Source organism: Niallia taxi (assembly GCF_004005475.1).
Classification (GTDB): domain Bacteria; phylum Bacillota; class Bacilli; order Bacillales; family Cytobacillaceae; genus Niallia; species Niallia taxi.
This window is the reverse complement of record NZ_RZTZ01000005.1, coordinates 22,248-39,742: the sequence shown is the minus strand read 5'-3', so window position 1 is coordinate 39,742 and position 17,495 is coordinate 22,248. Positions and strand designations below refer to the sequence as shown.

At 37.3% G+C, this 17,495-nt stretch carries 16 protein-coding genes and 4 tRNA genes; all 20 read right to left on the bottom strand.

Translation table 11 applies throughout. The annotated features are described in order from the left end of the window. Positions 1-106: 106 nt before the first annotated feature. A complete protein-coding gene (locus EM808_RS13980; protein WP_127738824.1) occupies positions 107-895 on the bottom strand; it encodes an MBL fold metallo-hydrolase in 789 nt (262 codons plus the stop codon). Positions 896-902: 7 nt separating this feature from the next. Further along, positions 903-1,715, bottom strand: coding sequence for a two-component system regulatory protein YycI (locus EM808_RS13975; protein ID WP_127738823.1), 813 nt, complete (start codon positions 1,713-1,715; stop codon positions 903-905). Then, on the bottom strand, positions 1,702-3,024 hold the full coding sequence (locus EM808_RS13970) for a YycH family regulatory protein (protein ID WP_127738822.1): 1,323 nt from the start codon (positions 3,022-3,024) through the stop codon (positions 1,702-1,704). Before EM808_RS13970 ends, EM808_RS13975 begins: the two co-directional genes overlap by 14 nt. Beyond that, a complete protein-coding gene (gene walK, locus EM808_RS13965) occupies positions 3,021-4,853 on the bottom strand; it encodes a cell wall metabolism sensor histidine kinase WalK (RefSeq protein WP_127738821.1) in 1,833 nt (610 codons plus the stop codon). Before walK ends, EM808_RS13970 begins: the two co-directional genes overlap by 4 nt. A gap of 9 nt (positions 4,854-4,862) precedes the next feature. Further along, a complete protein-coding gene (gene yycF, locus EM808_RS13960; RefSeq protein ID WP_127738820.1) occupies positions 4,863-5,573 on the bottom strand; it encodes a response regulator YycF in 711 nt (236 codons plus the stop codon). Between the two features lie 495 nt (positions 5,574-6,068). Beyond that, positions 6,069-6,141, bottom strand: a tRNA-Phe gene (locus EM808_RS13955). 57 nt (positions 6,142-6,198) lie between these two features. Then, positions 6,199-6,274 (bottom strand) — tRNA-Asp (locus EM808_RS13950). A 20-nt stretch (positions 6,275-6,294) separates the two neighbouring features. Then, a tRNA-Glu gene (locus EM808_RS13945) sits at positions 6,295-6,366 on the bottom strand. Between the two features lie 10 nt (positions 6,367-6,376). Further along, a tRNA-Lys gene (locus tag EM808_RS13940) sits at positions 6,377-6,452 on the bottom strand. A 174-nt stretch (positions 6,453-6,626) separates the two neighbouring features. Then, the gene (locus EM808_RS13935) at positions 6,627-7,919 is read right to left on the bottom strand and encodes an adenylosuccinate synthase (protein ID WP_127738819.1); all 1,293 of its coding nucleotides are present in this window, start codon (positions 7,917-7,919) and stop codon (positions 6,627-6,629) included. A gap of 252 nt (positions 7,920-8,171) precedes the next feature. After that, complete coding sequence (gene dnaB, locus EM808_RS13930) at positions 8,172-9,536, bottom strand: replicative DNA helicase (RefSeq protein WP_127738818.1); 1,365 nt, start codon at positions 9,534-9,536, stop codon at positions 8,172-8,174. A gap of 137 nt (positions 9,537-9,673) precedes the next feature. After that, positions 9,674-10,123, bottom strand: a complete 450-nt coding sequence (rplI, locus tag EM808_RS13925; protein ID WP_127738817.1) for a 50S ribosomal protein L9 — start codon at positions 10,121-10,123, stop codon at positions 9,674-9,676. After that, a complete protein-coding gene (locus EM808_RS13920; protein ID WP_127738816.1) occupies positions 10,120-12,093 on the bottom strand; it encodes a DHH family phosphoesterase in 1,974 nt (657 codons plus the stop codon). Before EM808_RS13920 ends, rplI begins: the two co-directional genes overlap by 4 nt. A 303-nt stretch (positions 12,094-12,396) precedes the next feature. Continuing rightward, positions 12,397-12,633: a 30S ribosomal protein S18 gene (rpsR, locus tag EM808_RS13915; protein ID WP_182102925.1), complete on the bottom strand. Its 237-nt coding sequence runs from the start codon at positions 12,631-12,633 to the stop codon at positions 12,397-12,399. A gap of 41 nt (positions 12,634-12,674) precedes the next feature. Continuing rightward, entirely contained in the window at positions 12,675-13,193 is a 519-nt protein-coding gene (gene ssb / locus EM808_RS13910; protein WP_127738814.1) for a single-stranded DNA-binding protein, read from the bottom strand. A gap of 55 nt (positions 13,194-13,248) precedes the next feature. Next, positions 13,249-13,539 carry a 30S ribosomal protein S6 gene (gene rpsF, locus EM808_RS13905; RefSeq protein ID WP_127738813.1) on the bottom strand — a complete coding sequence of 97 codons (291 nt, stop codon included), beginning with the start codon at positions 13,537-13,539 and terminating at the stop codon, positions 13,249-13,251. A 146-nt stretch (positions 13,540-13,685) separates the two neighbouring features. Beyond that, entirely contained in the window at positions 13,686-14,837 is a 1,152-nt protein-coding gene (locus tag EM808_RS13900; protein WP_127738812.1) for a glycosyltransferase family 4 protein, read from the bottom strand. A gap of 261 nt (positions 14,838-15,098) precedes the next feature. Beyond that, positions 15,099-16,199: a redox-regulated ATPase YchF gene (gene ychF, locus EM808_RS13895; RefSeq protein WP_127738811.1), complete on the bottom strand. Its 1,101-nt coding sequence runs from the start codon at positions 16,197-16,199 to the stop codon at positions 15,099-15,101. Between the two features lie 148 nt (positions 16,200-16,347). Then, positions 16,348-16,545: a DUF951 domain-containing protein gene (locus tag EM808_RS13890; protein WP_127738810.1), complete on the bottom strand. Its 198-nt coding sequence runs from the start codon at positions 16,543-16,545 to the stop codon at positions 16,348-16,350. 14 nt (positions 16,546-16,559) lie between these two features. Then, positions 16,560-17,420 carry a mechanosensitive ion channel family protein gene (locus EM808_RS13885; protein ID WP_127738809.1) on the bottom strand — a complete coding sequence of 287 codons (861 nt, stop codon included), beginning with the start codon at positions 17,418-17,420 and terminating at the stop codon, positions 16,560-16,562. Positions 17,421-17,495 lie beyond the last annotated feature (75 nt).

Below are 17,495 nucleotides of genomic sequence, written 5' to 3'. Positions count from 1 at the left end.
AACAAACAACATAATCAAGAAATTCGAGTCCTAACATTGTATTAAGTAAAAATCCTCCTTATGACATACAAAAAAGGCAAGCAGATTCGTTCTGCTTGCCTTTTCTTTAAATCGCCATTAAATTGGTCGGTTTTTTTGGATCTGTATCATAAAGTCCTAGCTGGTCTGTTAAGTCCACTCCACGCTGTTCTAGCGTTTGTGACACTGACATTCTAGCTAAGTCCTTAATATTGTTATCCATGCTTAAATGTGCCAGATAAATATGCTTTGTGCGATCACCAATAACCTCACTCATTGCAATAGCTGCATCCTCATTAGAAACATGTCCAACATCACTTAATATACGTCTTTTAATATTCCAAGGATATCTTCCCATTCTCAGCATCTGTACATCATGATTGCTTTCAAACACATAAGAATCCGCATTACGAATAATCCCTTTCATACGGTCACTCACATAACCTGTGTCAGTAATAAGCACAAGCTTCTTTTCTCCTTGGTGGAAAACATAGAACATCGGCTCTGCTGCATCATGAGACACTCCGAAAGACTCAATGGAGACATCTCCGAACGTTTTGACTGTTTCCATATCAAATTGAAACTTTTGCTCAACAGGAATTGTCCCGATCAAAGGCTCCATTGCCTTCCACGTTTTTTCGTTCGCGTAAATCGGCAGGTTATACTTCCTTGCAATTATTCCAACACCTTTAATATGATCACTATGTTCATGTGTAACAAAAATACCCGAAAGCTTGTCCATTTTTCGATCAATGCCTTGAAATAATGTTTCCATTTGTTTTCCGCTCAAACCTGCATCAACTAAAAATGCATGTTCCCCTGATTCTACATAAATAGCATTGCCTGTACTCCCACTCGCGAGAACACTAAAATGCATGTTTTGTTCACTCCAATTTCGTCTCTTCCATCCCTGGCTTTATAATCTCCCCGTTTAACGCATTGACATAGAGATTTTTCTGTCCTTTTAAAGTAATTTTCCAAGTTGGTGCCAGCAGCTGCACAGATGGTGCATTCTGCTGTGAATAATAGCCAAGCTCTACATTGGAGATGTATGTGTTCATTTCCAAGTAGGCGTTCTTATAGAGCGCATAAATAGCCTCTAACGGCTTTACTAACGTTTCCTTCTCATCAAATTCTTTAATGTCCTGCAGATAGGTTTGATTATAGGATACGATGTTATTTTCTTCATTTACTAAAAAGGTCAGTTCCCCTTTTAAGTTATGATATAGTGTTTTGCCATTATACTGTTGATAATAGGTAATTGTATTGTCCTTCTTTTCCCAAAAGACATATTGATCACCATTTAAAATATGACTTCTAATATACTCAACTAATTCTTCTTTCTTAAAATCATCACTTAGCTTGATTGGTTTTTCTAAAATAGATTGTAGCATGATGGAATCTTGGACTTTTATGCTTTGGCCGCTTAGTGTACTCTTTTCCAGCTTCTCCAAATCTTCATCACTGAACGTCATTGATTTAGCAGTTAAGTACTGGCCCTTTTCAATATCAGATGGAAACTTATCCTCGTCATACTTAATTCCATCAAGTGCTAAAGTTTTGGAAATTGGTGTTTCTGGCTCCTCTGTCTCAAATTGCTGTGTATCTTTTTTTAGCTTTGTATATTCATAAATCAAATAAATATCCAAAAGCAAGAAGGCAACAATAAAAATAGTTTTAATTTTACTCCAATCCACTTTTACTGCCCCCTGTCTCGCCTTCTCCTAACTGATGCCATTCTCCATTATATAAGTAAAACCAGCTTGGCTCTAAATAAGCATAGCTTGGGTTGGTGATTACCATATCATAGCCTGGCACGATATCCTCCAGCTTATTAGGATCAAAATTTTTCGAGGATTGTATTTCCTTTAATACAGAACTGCCTGAATCAAGCTTTTGGGCTGTCGCATCAATTGGATTTGGTGTTATGGCCACATTACTCGTAATAAATTGTTCTACTCTATTATTTTCCCAAGAAACCTGGATAGTAGATAAATCCTTTTTTAAGTTGAATACTGGAAAACCAGATTCATCATATATACGGAAATTAACCATATTCTTATCATTATTATCTACAAATAAATATTTATTGACCCAGCCGCCATGATCATTTACAAAATCAATGCTGTTTTCAATTATTTGATTCGGACTTAATTCGTTGGTAAGGGTACCAGATGGTTTTAGAAATTTGACGACATGAGTGTCCTTTTCTATTCTCAGCATACTTGATTCATCTGTATACACTTCTTCATTCGTCTCCACACTCTTTTGAGCATTGCTAGGAACGCTGAACATTGCATTTTTCAATCTCGAGGAATCCACTGTTTCACTCTTATATATATATTTATTTAGTTCTGTTTTTCCTTTTGGCAAGTAGATCAGATTATTATCTGTCTGATAGCTGAAGTAAGGAGTATAGGAAGTATCCTCAGCAGTAATGTTATCCTGAAAGTCTTTAATGTTATTAATATAACTTACAGAAATACTGCTTTTGTACACCTTGCCTTCTTTCTTTGAAATAAAATAAACTGCTCCTTCATCCTCTTTTACAAGATTATAGGACACAAGGATAGTATCAAAATTAAACAGATTACTTTCATCCATCTGAAGAATATCTCGGTAAAGGCTAAAAGGAATTTGACCTGGAAACCGAATTTCCATGCTGTTTTCTTCATCTTCAATAAAGTTAGGGATATCGTTTATTTCTTCGGAAATATTTGTTAGGCTTCCGTATTCAACTGTTTTTAAAACGTTAAGTACAGAATTAATTTCATTCATTGAAATTGTACCATATATTTCTCCATCTACATGCTGGAAAATTCTATCGGGCCGAACAATGTCCGCGACCTCCTGTTTGCTGCCAATTTTCTCTGTTTCAACAATATTATCATTCGGATCTTCTGCTGTATTACCTTGATCTGTCCATAGAAGATAATACATAAGCAGACTCAGCATCACTAATATTGTCAGTACTAGACTTTTTACATTTTCATAATTCATATTCATACCCAATCATCCTCTTCTGATTGAATATAAGGGAGTGTAAAGGAAATTTTTGTTCCTTTCCCTTCTTTACTCGATGCCCAAATTCTTCCCCCATGTGCTTCAACCATTTCCTTTGCAATAGCCAAGCCTAAGCCTGTACCACCAAGTCTCCTTGTTCTCGCTTTGTCAACACGGTAAAAGCGATCAAAAATTTTGCTGATATTTTCCTTCGGTATGCCGACACCGTTATCCGCAACACTAACAATTAACTGCTGCTCTTGCTCTTTTATGGTAAAGGTAATTTTGCCGCCTTCTGGGGAATACTTCATTGCATTTGAAATAATATTATCAAGAACTTGTGTTAATTTATCCTCATCAATTTCTACAAAGGCTACATGTTTTGGCAGCTTCCGTTCAAAAGTGACATTCTGTTCCTTTGTCAGCTCGAATCTATCAATAATCCTGTTATAGAAAACAATAAAATCAACTAATTCCTTATTCAGCTTGTAGTCCCTGCTGTCAAGCTTAGAAAGCTGAAGTAAATCGTTCACAAGACGAATCATTCGTTCCGTTTCATTTTGCGTGACCTCTAAAAATTTAGGGGCAAGTCCATCATCCTGCCATGCTCCCTCTGCCAGTGCCTCAACATAACTTCTCATTGTTGTTAACGGAGTTCTGAGTTCGTGCGATACATTTGCCACAAACTCTTTCCGTTCCATATCAATTTTCTCCTGCTCTGTAATATCATGAAGAACAGTAATTAACCCATTAACAAAACCAGTCTCCTTTTGAATAACAGAGAAGTTTGCCCGAAGAATATATGGTTCATAGTTTGTACTATAATCAAGAATGACTGATTCTCTCTCTTCTAAAAGCTCATCAAAAGTATATTTATCCTTTAAGCCGAGTAAATGAATAATCGGCTCAGACAAGACTGTTTCACGTGAAACGTCCAGCATTTTAGCAGCAGGCTCATTTATAAGGATAATTCTACCTTTCCGGTCTGTAGCAATAACGCCATCTGTCATATATGATAAAACAGATGACAGCTTCCTTCTTTCACTCTCAGTAGAAGCCTGTGACTCTTGAAGTTTTTTCGTTAGGTTGTTAAAGGTAATTGCCAGTTGACCAATTTCGTCAAAGCCGTACACTTTAACCTTTTGAGAGAAGTTCCCTTTTGAAAGGGCAAAGGCATGCTTTTGCATGTCCGAAATCGGTCTGGTAATTGTTCTAGCCAGTAATATTCCAAGTATTGCAGTAACTATTAGAGTGATAACAGTTCCCTTTTGAAAGATGCTGTTAATATTGTCTAGACTGTCATACACTTCTTGAATTTTTCCTACCGTATAAATAACTCCAACCGTTTCCCCGCCCTGTGGACGAATTGGTGTAATTAGGACATATTCCTTTTTATTGTTTTCAACCCGAATGAAAGAATTCGATTGGGAGGAATTAGACATAGCCCTTCTTACTTTAGTATCGACCATTCTCTGGCCGACCAATGATTGTTTTTCGGGATCTGATGTCCCAATAATAATCGAGTTATTAGTGATTACCCTAATTTCTTGAATATCTGTAGCATTATTATTTTCGCTTAACAGCCTTTTTACATCATCTTCAAGCGTTGTTCCCGTGCCTTCAACAGGACGCTCCTTTACGAGCTGCTCCTCCATATAAATGGAAAGGATATTTACCTTTTCCTGAATAGAGGTCTTAAAGTTTTCAATTAACGTAGACTGCAGCTTTTGGACGAAGTACACACCGATAATCTGAATCGATATAAGAATAAGCAATACAATTATTATCATTAGCTTTACATGAATTGATCTAAAAAAACTAACTTTTTTCATTAATATCTATTACTCCTGTTCAGGATTACGCAAGTAATACCCTACGCCTCTTCTCGTTACAATCCAGGTTGGATGACTTGGGTTATCCTCTATTTTTTCTCTCAGTCTTCGCACAGTTACATCCACTGTTCTCACATCTCCATAATAGTCATATCCCCACACTGTTTGCAGCAAATGCTCTCTCGTCATTACCTGACCAATGTGTTTAGCCAAATAGTGAAGAAGCTCAAACTCACGATGTGTGAGCTCAATCATTTCTCCTCTTTTAGAAACGATATAAGCATCTGGGTGGATGATTAAAGACCCTACTTCAATCTCATTTGATTCGTTTTCTTCTTCAGAAGCAGCTGGAACCTGCTGATGACGTCTCAAGTTCGCCTTTACGCGGGCAATCAGCTCTCTAGTGCTAAAAGGCTTTGTGACATAATCATCTGCACCGAGCTCAAGTCCAAGGACTTTGTCAATCTCAGAGTCTTTAGCTGTTAGCATAATGATTGGCATTTCATACTTCTTGCGAATCTCTCGACATACTTCCATTCCATCTCGCTGTGGAAGCATGATATCAAGTAGCACTAAATCTGGTTGTACTTCTTCTACCATTTCTAAGGCTGCATTGCCATCATAAGCACAATGAACTTCAAATCCTTCTTTTTTTAAATTAAATTGCAAAATATCCGCAATCGGTTTTTCATCATCTACTACAAGTATTTTTTTATTCATGCACACTTATCTCCTTCAATGTAATCTGTCTATTAAAAGTTAGGTTATTTCAAGGGTTTATTCTACTTTCTACTTTACCATTTTCATTTTATATATTCACTTTTTTTCTATTCTACTCTACTTCCACTATTTCATTACAACTATTCAGCAATACTTGCTTCCTTATAATTTGAAAAACCCTCCAAAATAGAGGGTTAATAAATTTTCTATATTAATGAAACCTTTTCGTATATTCAATCGTTTAATAAGATGTAGTTTCATTTTCCTTTTTTTGCGGTTGATAGGCATTTTACTTGCCTCTCACCGCCTTTTTTATTTCTTTTGATTCAGTCCTCTAGAACTGCATAAAACCATGCCTTCTATCATTTTAACACATTTTCAATCCCTATCTTCGAATCGTTGCATTATTGTAATCGAATTGTATTATTGTTAAAATAATGATTTGGACAAATAAAAAAACAACTATAGCACTTGTATAGTTGTTTTTTTAAAGGATGGCTCAGGACGGAATCGAACCGCCGACACAAGGATTTTCAGTCCTTTGCTCTACCGACTGAGCTACTGAGCCACATTAATATTTCTATATAATTTATGTGAAATATGCCGAAAGCATATGAAACAAAAATGGCGGTCCCGACGGGAATCGAACCCGCGATCTCCTGCGTGACAGGCAGGCATGTTAACCGCTACACCACGGGACCAGATAACTCTATATATAAAATGACCCATACGGGATTCGAACCCGTGTTACCGCCGTGAAAGGGCGGTGTCTTAACCGCTTGACCAATGGGCCATATTAGAAATGGTGAGTCATGCAGGATTCGAACCTGCGACCCTCTGATTAAAAGTCAGATGCTCTACCAACTGAGCTAATGACTCGCTATTATTTAAAGTGAACTTGAAGATTTTTTTCTGCTTTATTTCGCTTCATTGGCGACGCTTTTTATATTACCATGCTTATTATATAAATGGCAATACTTTTTACAAAAAAAAATAAAAAATATTTAGGAGCCGCTCTTAAAAGCGGCTCCTTTACATAAAATAATCTTTTTTTTAGCTTTGTCTCCATGGACTGTGAACAACATTTGTTTGGCTTCTGTCTGGTCCTACTGAGAAAATAGACAACGGAATACCTGTAAGCTGTGCAACTCTTTCTAAGTAATGACGTGCATTTGCAGGCAATTCACTTAGTGATTTACAGCCAGTAATGTCCTCTGTCCAGCCTGGAAGCTCTTCGAATACTGGTTCACATTGTGCCAATACTTTAAGACTTGCAGGGAACTCCTCCATTACTTCTCCATTGTATTTATAAGCAACACAGATTTTTAGTGTTTCAATACCTGTCAGAACGTCGATAGAGTTCAGAGAAAGGTCTGTAATGCCGCTAACTCTGCGAGCATGACGTACAACGACACTATCAAACCAGCCAACACGGCGAGGTCTTCCTGTTGTTGTACCGTATTCACGACCAACTTCCCTAATTTGGTGACCAATTTCATTATCAAGCTCTGTAGGGAAAGGACCATCGCCAACCCTTGTTGTATAAGCTTTAGAAACTCCGACAACATGCTTGATTTTCGTTGGACCTACACCAGAACCAATCGTAACACCACCAGCAACAGGGTTAGAAGAAGTAACGAATGGATACGTACCTTGGTCGATATCAAGCATTACGCCTTGTGCCCCTTCAAACAATACTCTTCTGCCTTCATCTAAAGAATCATTCAAAACAACAGAAGTATCACAAACATAATGTTTGATTAGCTGTCCATATTCGTAATACTCATCAAGAATATCCTCTAATTTAAAGCCCTCTGTCTCATAGATGCGCTCAAGAAGACGGTTTTTCTCTAATAGGTTACGCTCAAGCTTCTCTTCAAAGATTTCTCTATCAAGAAGATCTGCAATACGGATACCAATTCTAGCTGCCTTGTCCATATAAGCAGGGCCGATTCCTTTTTTAGTTGTACCAATTTTATTAGCACCTTTGCTCTCTTCTTCCACTTCATCTAGTTTCAAATGATAAGGCAGGATTACATGAGCACGATTGCTAATTCTTAAGTTATCTGTCGTAACGCCTCTATCATGCAAATATTTTAATTCAGTTAGTAGCGCTTTCGGATCTACAACCATTCCATTTCCGATAACACAGATTTTTTCGCTGTAGAATATTCCAGATGGAATCAAGTGTAATTTATATGTTTCACCATTGAATTTAATTGTGTGACCTGCATTATTACCGCCTTGGTAGCGAGCAATAACTTCAGCATTTTCTGATAAAAAGTCAGTAATCTTTCCTTTACCTTCGTCTCCCCATTGTGTTCCAACAACCACGACTGATGACATATTCCAAAGCACCTCCAAAGGTTACTATAATATTTATATTTATTATCAAACAAACCTATTTTACCAATTTTCGTATACAAAAGTCAACAAAACACGAACATTCAAAACAAGAAAATAAATTTATGTTCGTAATCATTCTACTAATATAGATTTTACTAACTATTTATCATGCTATCAGACTTGAAATATAGCTGGTTTTATCAAATAAAAAAGCAGATTGGCTTTAAAACAACCAATCTGCTTTCTATTTTATTATGCGCCAGGTGGCATGGAAGGATCATCAAAACGCCGTTCTAAATTGACGAATTTATTATATTCCTTCACAAAGGCTAACTGTACTGTTCCAGTTGGTCCATTCCTTTGTTTAGCAATGATAATTTCAATGATATTTTTGCTTTCTGATTCTTTGTCATAGTAGTCATCACGATACAAGAATGCCACGATATCTGCATCCTGCTCAATACTTCCTGATTCCCTTATATCAGACATCATCGGTCTTTTATCTTGTCTCTGCTCTACTCCACGAGAAAGCTGAGACAATGCAATAACTGGTACCTGTAGCTCACGGGCAAGCTGTTTAAGAGAACGGGAAATTTCTGAAACTTCCTGTTGTCTGTTTTCGCCAGAACGTCCGCTTCCAAGAATAAGCTGCAAGTAATCAATCAGGATCATCCCAAGACCATGCTCCTGCTTTAGCCTACGGCATTTAGAACGGATATCAGTGATTTTCACCCCTGGGGTATCATCAATGAATATACCGGCATTAGACAGGCTTCCCATTGCCATAGTCAGCTTGCCCCAATCCTCGTCTGTCAATGACCCAGTACGAAGACGTTGTGCATCAATATTTCCCTCTGCACATAGCATACGCATAACAAGCTGCTCTGCACCCATCTCAAGACTAAATATCGCTACATTTTCACCAGTAGTTGTGGCTACGTTTTGAGCGATATTCAAGGCAAAGGCCGTCTTACCAACAGAAGGACGCGCTCCTACGATAATTAAGTCATTTCGCTGGAAGCCAGCTGTCATTTTATCAAGCTCTGCGAATCCTGTAGCAATACCAGTTATATCACCTTGGCGGTTATGCATGAGCTCAATATTGTCATATGTTCGTACTAATACATCCTTAATATTATGGAACGCCCCAGCATTCTTTCTCTGGGCAACCTCAAGAATGTTTTTTTCTGCCTCGCTCAACAGCACCTCTACTTCATCTTCTCGAGCATAGCCGTCCTGTGCTATATCAGTAGCTGTCCGTATCAGTCTTCGCAGCAAGGATTTTTCTTCCACTATCTTCGCATAATACTCAATATTAGCTGCGGTAGGAACAGATGCTGCCAGTTCACTTAAATAGCTGACACCGCCAGTATCCTCAAGATTATTACCTGCAGATAGCTCTGCAGTGACAGTTATAAGGTCAACAGCCTTTCCTCCGTCATTCAACTTCAGCATTGCTGTATAGATTCTTTGGTGCGCCCCTCTATAAAAATCCTCAGGAATAAGAATTTCCGAAGCAAGTGTTAAGCTTTGTGGTTCTAAGAATATCGCCCCAAGTACTGCTTGCTCTGCTTCAATATTTTGCGGGGGAACTCTATCATGGAGCATTTCACTCATAAAATTTAAAACCTCCTTTATTGGGAGAGGATAACATCAATATATACTAAAAGAAAAAATGTGATCAGGATGCCTGTATCACATTTTTCAAACCTATTCTATTCTATCATGTTTAAAGATAAATGGTACTTCCAATATTAGCTTAATTCTTTTACATGGACATTAAGTGTAGCGGTAACCTCTTGATGAATCTTCACAGCAACCTTTGTTACACCTAATGAACGAATCGCATCGTTCAAATCAATTTTACGTTTATCAATTTTAATTTGATGCTTTTTCTTCAACTCATCAGCAATTTGCTTGCTAGTGATAGAACCAAATAATCTTCCGCCTTCTCCTGACTTAGCAGTAAGCTCAACTGTAAGCTTTTCTACTTTTTCCTTTAATGCTTTTGCTTCTTCAAGCTCATCTGCTGCCAATTTTTCTTCTTTTTTCTTTTGTGCATTTAAAGTGCTGACAGCACCTGCATTTGCTTCAACAGCAAGCCCTTGCTTTAATAGGAAGTTTTGCGCATAACCATCAGCTACATTTTTAACTTCACCTTTTTTTCCTTTACCTTTAACGTCTTTTAAAAATATTACTTTCATTCCTTTTTTCTCCCTTCGAAATATTCGTCAATTGCCAGCTTAAGCCTTGCCTCAGCTTCTTCTATTGTCATATCGGAAAGCTGTGTTGCTGCATTTGTTAAATGGCCGCCGCCTCGAAGACTTTCCATAATAATCTGTACATTTATATCCCCTAATGACCTTGCACTTATGCCTATTTGTCCATCAGCTCTTGGTGAAATAACAAATGAAGCATAAATGCCATCCATCGTTAATAAGGTGTCTGCTGTTTGGGCAATTAAAACATTATCACTATTTTCATTTCTTTGTGCCTTAGCAATAGCTACACCAGGTTTATAGAAAATGACATTTTGAATTATTTTTGCCTTCTTTACATAATTGCTAATATCTTCTTTTAAGAACTTTTGTACTAACACAGTATCAGCGCCTTGCCCTCTCAAATACGAGGCAGCATCAAAGGTTCTGGCACCTGTTCTAAGTGTGAAGCTTTTAGTATCTACAATGATACCTGCTAATAGTGCGGTAGCTTCTAGCATTTCAATTTTAGCTGTTTTCGGCTGGTATTCCAACAGCTCTGTAACAAGCTCTGCAGTTGAAGATGCATATGGTTCCATATAGACAAGCAACGGATTTTCTATAAATTCTTCTGCACGTCTGTGATGGTCAATAACCACAACATCCTCAATTTTATGAATAAGTCTTTCCTCAATAACTAATGAGGGCTTATGTGTATCTACTACAATTAATAAACTCTCATCTGTCTCCATTTCCAACGCTTGCTCTGGTGTAATAAATCTTTCATATAATGTCTCATGTTTTTTTATTTCCTCGAGAAGCCTTCTTACACCTAAATCAATTTCATTCGGATTAAGGACGATATAGGCCTCTTTCTTATTCATCTGTGCAATCTTATTAATACCGATTGCAGCCCCTATTGCATCCATATCAGGATGCTTATGGCCCATGATGAATACTTTATCACTTGCCGTTATCAATTCCTTAAGGGCATGTGATATAACTCTGGCTCGCACCCTTGTTCTTTTTTCAACAGGATTTGTTTTACCACCATAGAATTTCACCTTTCCATTTGGCTGTTTAATAGCCACCTGGTCTCCACCTCGGCCTAATGCTAAATCAAGGCTTGATTGAGCGATTGTTCCTAGCTCTGGAAGGGAGGAAACTCCTGAACCGACTCCAATACTTAATGTCAGCTGTACATTCTGCTTTGAAGTTAGCTCTCTTACCTCATCCAAAATCGTGAATTTATCCTTTTCAAGATGTTGAAGGATATTTTCATTAAATACTGCAAAGAAACGTTCTGAGGATATCCGTTTTAATAATACCCCATTATCTGTTGCCCATTTATTTAGGATGGAGGTAACACTGTTATTTAAGCTGCTTCGCGTTTGGTCATCCATTCCTTGTGTAAGATCATCATAATTATCTAAAAAGATGATGGCAATTGCTGTTCTTTCATCCTCGTAAAGCTTTTCTATCTCTGTCTGTTCTGTTACGTCAAAAAAGTAGAGGAGACGCTCTTCTTTTTTATGGATAACTCTAAATTTGCGATTATGAAGTGTGATGATTTCTGTTTCCACCTCTTGCTTAATAAGGGGAATAACGGATGGAGACACATCATACAAAGATCTTCCGACTAAGCTGTCCTCTGTAAAGCTGTACGCTAAATATGGATTTGTCCACTCAATATAGTATTCATCATTAATGAGCATAATCCCAATCGGCATTTCCATTAATGCCTCTTCTCCGACCTTTTTCACACGGTAGGAAAGGGTCGTAATATATTCTTCCGTTTCCTTTCTTTGCCGCACATTCATCTGAATGAGGAAATAAAAAGGAATAACAGAAAGAAGTAACCCTAAAATGGCAAATAGCCAATTATAAAAGGAGATGATACCAAGGAGGATCAGAGTTATGCCAATCAGACAAATTAATGGATAGCGAATTGATCCCTTTTCCAAAAAAGCAGGCAATATTTATTCACTCCTAATATAGTTAATTTAATATGTACACAGTTCTTTATGCCACTATTATACCGTATCTCGATAAATAAGAAAGAACGAAAAAATACTTATACATACATAGTATTTCCACTAATTCTTCTATTCATAAACGCGATTTTAACCCCCTGTTAGCATAAGAAAAATATAAGGATACCCTCCATGTTATTTTACTATTTTATACTAGGTCATTCAAACATATAATATATTCATAAAATCACTTTACCGTATAAGTATAAAAAAACACATTAGGAGTTAACCTAATGTGTTTTTTTATTATTCACCAGTTACGTATGGAAGTAAAGCCATAGTACGTGAACGTTTGATTGCAATAGTCAACTTACGTTGATATTTTGCACTTGTACCAGTTACACGACGAGGTAAGATTTTACCACGCTCAGAGATGAATTTTTTAAGAAGATCTACATCTTTATAATCGATTTGCGTAATGCCGTTAGCTGTAAAGTAACATACTTTACGGCGTTTAGCACGTCCGCCTCTGCGTCCGCCCATTGCCATGTCAATTTCCCTCCTTTTTTAATTATTGTCGATTATCAGAATGGCAAGTCATCATCTGAAATATCAATTTGACCGCTATTAGCAAATGGATCCTCGTCCATTCTTGTATAATCATTGTTTCTATTTTGATTTTGAGGTCGCTGATTCTGATAATTATTAGAGCCTCCGAAAGGATTATCTTGTTCCCTTGGTGCACTATAATTCATGTTGTCATTTCTATTTCCAGAGTTGCTGTTTCTAGGTTCAAGAAATTGAACACTTTCTGCCTGCACTTCTGTAACATAGACACGCTTTCCATCTTGTCCCTCATAACTGCGTGTTTGAAGTCTGCCGTCAACGCCAGCTAAGCTTCCTTTCTTCAAGAAATTAGCTACATTTTCTGCAGGTTTTCTCCAGATTACACAATTGATAAAGTCTGCTTCTCTTTCACCTTGTTGGTTCGTAAAAGTACGATTGACAGCAAGTGTGAATGTTGCAACAGCAGCTCCACTCGGTGTGTATCGCAGTTCAGGATCCTTCGTCAGTCGGCCAACAAGAACAACACGGTTCATCATCAGTTTCAACTCCCTTCCATCATGTTCCACGTGAAACATGAATACATTCTATTTATTATTTAGCTTCTTCTTTAATAACAATGTGACGGATGATATCTTCGTTAATTTTAGCTAAACGAGAGAACTCCTCAACTGCTACTGGTGCAGCGTTAACTTTCACAAGTTGGTAGTAGCCATCGCGGAAATCATTGATTTCGTATGCAAGACGACGTTTACCCCACTCTTTTGATTCAGCAACTTCCGCTCCATTATCAGCAAGAATACCGTTAAAACGCTCAACTAGAGCTTTTTTAGCTTCATCTTCAATATTTGGACGGATGATGTACATAATTTCGTACTTTTTCATCACTTTCACCTCCTTTTGGTCTAAACGGCCCGATTGGGCAAGGAGCAACTTATACATTACTCACAAGATGAAATTATAGCATATTGGGAATAGATTTGCAATGAATACTGAAAAGAATTGCTGAGGATCTAAATATTCAATTGCATTTATGCATAAATCCTTTGTTCTCCTCTGCTATTTATTAGCACCTCTTCATATTCTCCAATTAATTTATCAAGAATACTTTCCCATGACTGACTTAATGCATATTTTCTAGCTGCTATGCCAAATAGTCTTCTTTTCTCCTGATCTGCAAGCAGTTCAATAATTGCCTTTGAGAATTCGTTTGCACTTTTTGCTGTACAAATTCTTCCTGTTATACCATCGGCCACTAATTCTTTCACACCACCTGAATTTGAAACGATAGCTGGAGTTCCTGATGCCAATGATTCTAGTACGACATTACCAAATGTTTCTGTTGTAGAAGGGAATACAAATAAATCAGCACTTGCATAAGCCTCTGATAGCTCTTCTCCTTTTAAATAACCGGTCAGTGTAACATTATTCCAATCAGCTGCTTTCCGTTTCCATTCAGGCAAACTAGGACCGTCTCCTGCAAGCAGCCAATGAATTTTTTTATTCCAGTTGTCAGGAACAGAGTCAATTATAGATGAAAGTGTGCTAAGGTCTTTTTCTGGAGCAAATCTTCCAACATACAAAAGAATAAACTCCTCCTGTATATTGTATTTTTGTCTGACAGCATGAGTTGTAGCGATAGGGCGGAATTGTGTGCAGTCTATTCCCCTTCCCCATATGGATAAGGAGTGAAAGCCAAGCTCGGTTAGTTTTGACTTTGTTTCGTTTGAAGGTGCAAAGGTTCTTAATGTGGACTCATGAAACCATTTCAAGTACTTATGGAGAACAGGCAGCAGCCAAGCGGCTTTGTAGTACTCTAAATACTGGTCAAAATGAGTGTGATAGGAGGAAACAACTGGGATATGAAGCCTTTTGGCGCAAAATAGTCCATATAGACCCATCATGTACGGTGTAGCAATATGTATAATATCTGGGTTAAATTCCTGTACCTTAGCTTTGATTTTTTTAGGATTAGCTAAAGCGGTTCTGCATTCGGGATATAAAAAGACCGGGATACTAAAAAACTGGTTAATGTTTGGATAAACTGGAGCATCTTCCACTTCAGGTGCAAAAATTTGATATTGAATTTGCCTTTTTTCTAAGTGATCTGTTAGCCTCTTTAAAGAGTTAGCAACCCCATTAACTTGCGGAAAATAGGTATCTGTAAAAATTGCAATTTTCACCTAAAAATCCCCCTTTGGAACATGTATTATGGTCCCTCTAAAGGAATAATAGCACCAGTTTGAAAGGGGCATGTAAACGCACTGTAAAAGTATCTTCTTTATTGCATTGTCGAATTCAGCTAATTATTCATAAGGATTTTCCAAGATATTTCCTACCTGCCAGCCCCCTATGGAGAGCTTTCTTGTCGAATGAGCTAAAGAAAATGTAAAAACCGCCTTTAAAAGTATAAAGACGGTCTTTCACTCATATTAATTCAGTTATTAAACATTAAAGCGGAAGTGAATAATATCTCCGTCTTTAACAATATACTCTTTTCCTTCAAGACGAACTTTACCTGCTTCTTTTGCAGCAACCATATTACCGCTCACAATAAGGTCATCATATGAAACAGTCTCCGCTCTAATGAAACCTCTTTCGAAGTCGGAATGGATAATGCCAGCACACTGAGGTGCTTTCATTCCTTGAACAAATGTCCAAGCACGAACCTCTTGAACCCCAGCAGTGAAATATGTTGCTAAGCCTAGCAAATGATATGCTGCTCTTATCAGCTGGTCAAGACCTGACTCTTCAATTCCAAGCTCCTCAAGGAACATCGCCTTTTCTTCCCCTTCAAGCTCAGCAATTTCTTCTTCAATCTTTGCACAGATAACAATAACCTCAGCATTTTCATTAGCAGCAAATTCTCTAACTCGCTGTACATATTCATTGTTTTCTGTATCACCAATTTCATCTTCGCCAACGTTTGCCACATATAATACTGGCTTGATTGTCAATAAGTGAAGGTTTTTCGCAATTTTAGCTTGCTCATCAGTGAACTCAACAGCTCTAGCTGGCTTTTCTTCTTCAAAAGCAGTTTTTAATATCTCAAGCACTTCTAATTCAGCCAATGCTTCTTTATCTTTTTGTTTAGCCATTTTTCCTACACGGCCAATTCTTTTTTCAACAGATTCTAAATCTGCAAGAATCAATTCTAGATTAATTGTTTCGATATCAGAGATTGGATCTACTTTTCCAGAAACATGTGTAATATTATCATCAGCAAAGCAGCGGACAACTTGACAAATAGCATCCACTTCACGGATATGAGAAAGGAACTTATTACCTAAACCTTCCCCTTTACTTGCACCCTTTACGATCCCAGCAATATCTGTGAATTCGAAAGTTGTTGGTACAGTCTTCTTTGGCTGAACAAGCTCAGTTAATTTATTCAATCTTGGATCTGGTACCTCTACAATTCCCACATTCGGATCAATTGTACAGAATGGATAGTTCGCTGATTCTGCACCAGCCTGTGTTATTGCATTAAATAATGTTGATTTACCGACGTTCGGCAACCCTACTATTCCAGCAGTTAACGCCATAATGTCACTCCCTTATATTAAACCTGCTTATGTTGGCAGAAATTAGTTTCGTTTGTACTTAAACCTTTACCAATTATAGATTTAACCTGCAAAAAAGACAAGTAGCCTTGCTTATGCAACTATCCTTTTTCCATAAAAAAAGCATGAATTATTCTTCATGCTTTACTAACATTTTTTTCATTTTTCGTGAAAATTCTCTTCTTGGGATAAGAACACTGTGTTCACAGCCTTCACATTTAATGCGGATATCCATCCCCATCCTTATAATTTTCCAACGATTTGTACCACAAGGATGAGCTTTTTTCATCTCAACAATATCATTGATAGCAAACTCTTTCGCTTCCATATTTCCTCCTGAAATTATTCTGGTTTCGAGTACATCATTAATTTTGGATATGGACTTTCAATCCCATTCTCATCGAGAACATTCTTGATTTCCTTCCTTAATGCACGAGCGACTGTATAATGCTGCATTGGCAATGTTTCTGCGACAACTCTTATAACTACTTCTGCCGCCATAATGTTTTCAACACCTAAAAGCTCTGGAACACCAACAATTTGCTCATATTTTTCTGGCAACGTTTCGATAAGATCTTTGATTACTTGTTCAGCCCTATCTATATCACCTTTATACGCAATACTGACATCAACAACTGCCTTACTGTTGTTTAGTGAAAAGTTTGTTACTTCCATTATACTTCCATTCGGTATAATATTCACTTCACCAGTATAACTTTTTACTTTCGTTGTTCTTAAGCCAATTTCCTCTACAACACCCTGAAATTGACCGATTTGCACAACATCGCCTACGGAAAACTGATCTTCAAAAATAATGAAGAAACCTGTAATAATATCCTTTACTAAACTTTGAGCACCAAAGCCGACAGCTAAGCCAACAATTCCCGCTCCTGCAAGCAAACCCTTCACATCAATATTCAATGTGCCTAGTATCATCATCAAGGCAATAAAATAGATAACATATGTAAGGGTATTCTCAAGTAGTTTAACTAATGTAGCTTCTCTTCTTTCTGATATTCTAAGTGCAGAATGTGTTCTTACCTTAAAGATATTTCGTACAGCAATTTTGGCAACTCTTGTCACAACGATACTAATCAAGATTATAACAAAAATCTTTAAAGCACCTTGCCCTAAATTTATCCATATATTTTCATCTGTAAGGACATCCACACTATCGTTCACTTGTTCTTCAATATTATTCATTATCTCACCTCTGCTGCTTCTTTCTCCTACTCTTCAAAAGACTTATTTCTAATTTAAATAGCTGCCTTTCACCTA

Coding starts and splice junctions, on each gene's coding strand:
- EM808_RS13980 (WP_127738824.1), bottom strand. CDS start 895: ATGCATTTTAGTGTTCTCGCGAGTGGGAGTACAGGCAATGCTATTTAT.
- EM808_RS13970 (WP_127738822.1), bottom strand. CDS start 3,024: ATGAATATGAATTATGAAAATGTAAAAAGTCTAGTACTGACAATATTA.
- walK (WP_127738821.1), bottom strand. CDS start 4,853: ATGAAAAAAGTTAGTTTTTTTAGATCAATTCATGTAAAGCTAATGATA.
- yycF (WP_127738820.1), bottom strand. CDS start 5,573: ATGAATAAAAAAATACTTGTAGTAGATGATGAAAAACCGATTGCGGAT.
- EM808_RS13935 (WP_127738819.1), bottom strand. CDS start 7,919: ATGTCATCAGTCGTGGTTGTTGGAACACAATGGGGAGACGAAGGTAAA.
- dnaB (WP_127738818.1), bottom strand. CDS start 9,536: ATGAGTGAAATGCTCCATGATAGAGTTCCCCCGCAAAATATTGAAGCA.
- rplI (WP_127738817.1), bottom strand. CDS start 10,123: ATGAAAGTAATATTTTTAAAAGACGTTAAAGGTAAAGGAAAAAAAGGT.
- rpsR (WP_182102925.1), bottom strand. CDS start 12,633: ATGGGCGGACGCAGAGGCGGACGTGCTAAACGCCGTAAAGTATGTTAC.
- ssb (WP_127738814.1), bottom strand. CDS start 13,193: ATGATGAACCGTGTTGTTCTTGTTGGCCGACTGACGAAGGATCCTGAA.
- rpsF (WP_127738813.1), bottom strand. CDS start 13,539: ATGAAAAAGTACGAAATTATGTACATCATCCGTCCAAATATTGAAGAT.
- ychF (WP_127738811.1), bottom strand. CDS start 16,199: ATGGCGTTAACTGCTGGAATAGTAGGGTTGCCGAACGTCGGTAAATCA.
- EM808_RS13890 (WP_127738810.1), bottom strand. CDS start 16,545: ATGGAAGCGAAAGAGTTTGCTATCAATGATATTGTTGAGATGAAAAAA.
- EM808_RS13885 (WP_127738809.1), bottom strand. CDS start 17,420: ATGAATAATATTGAAGAACAAGTGAACGATAGTGTGGATGTCCTTACA.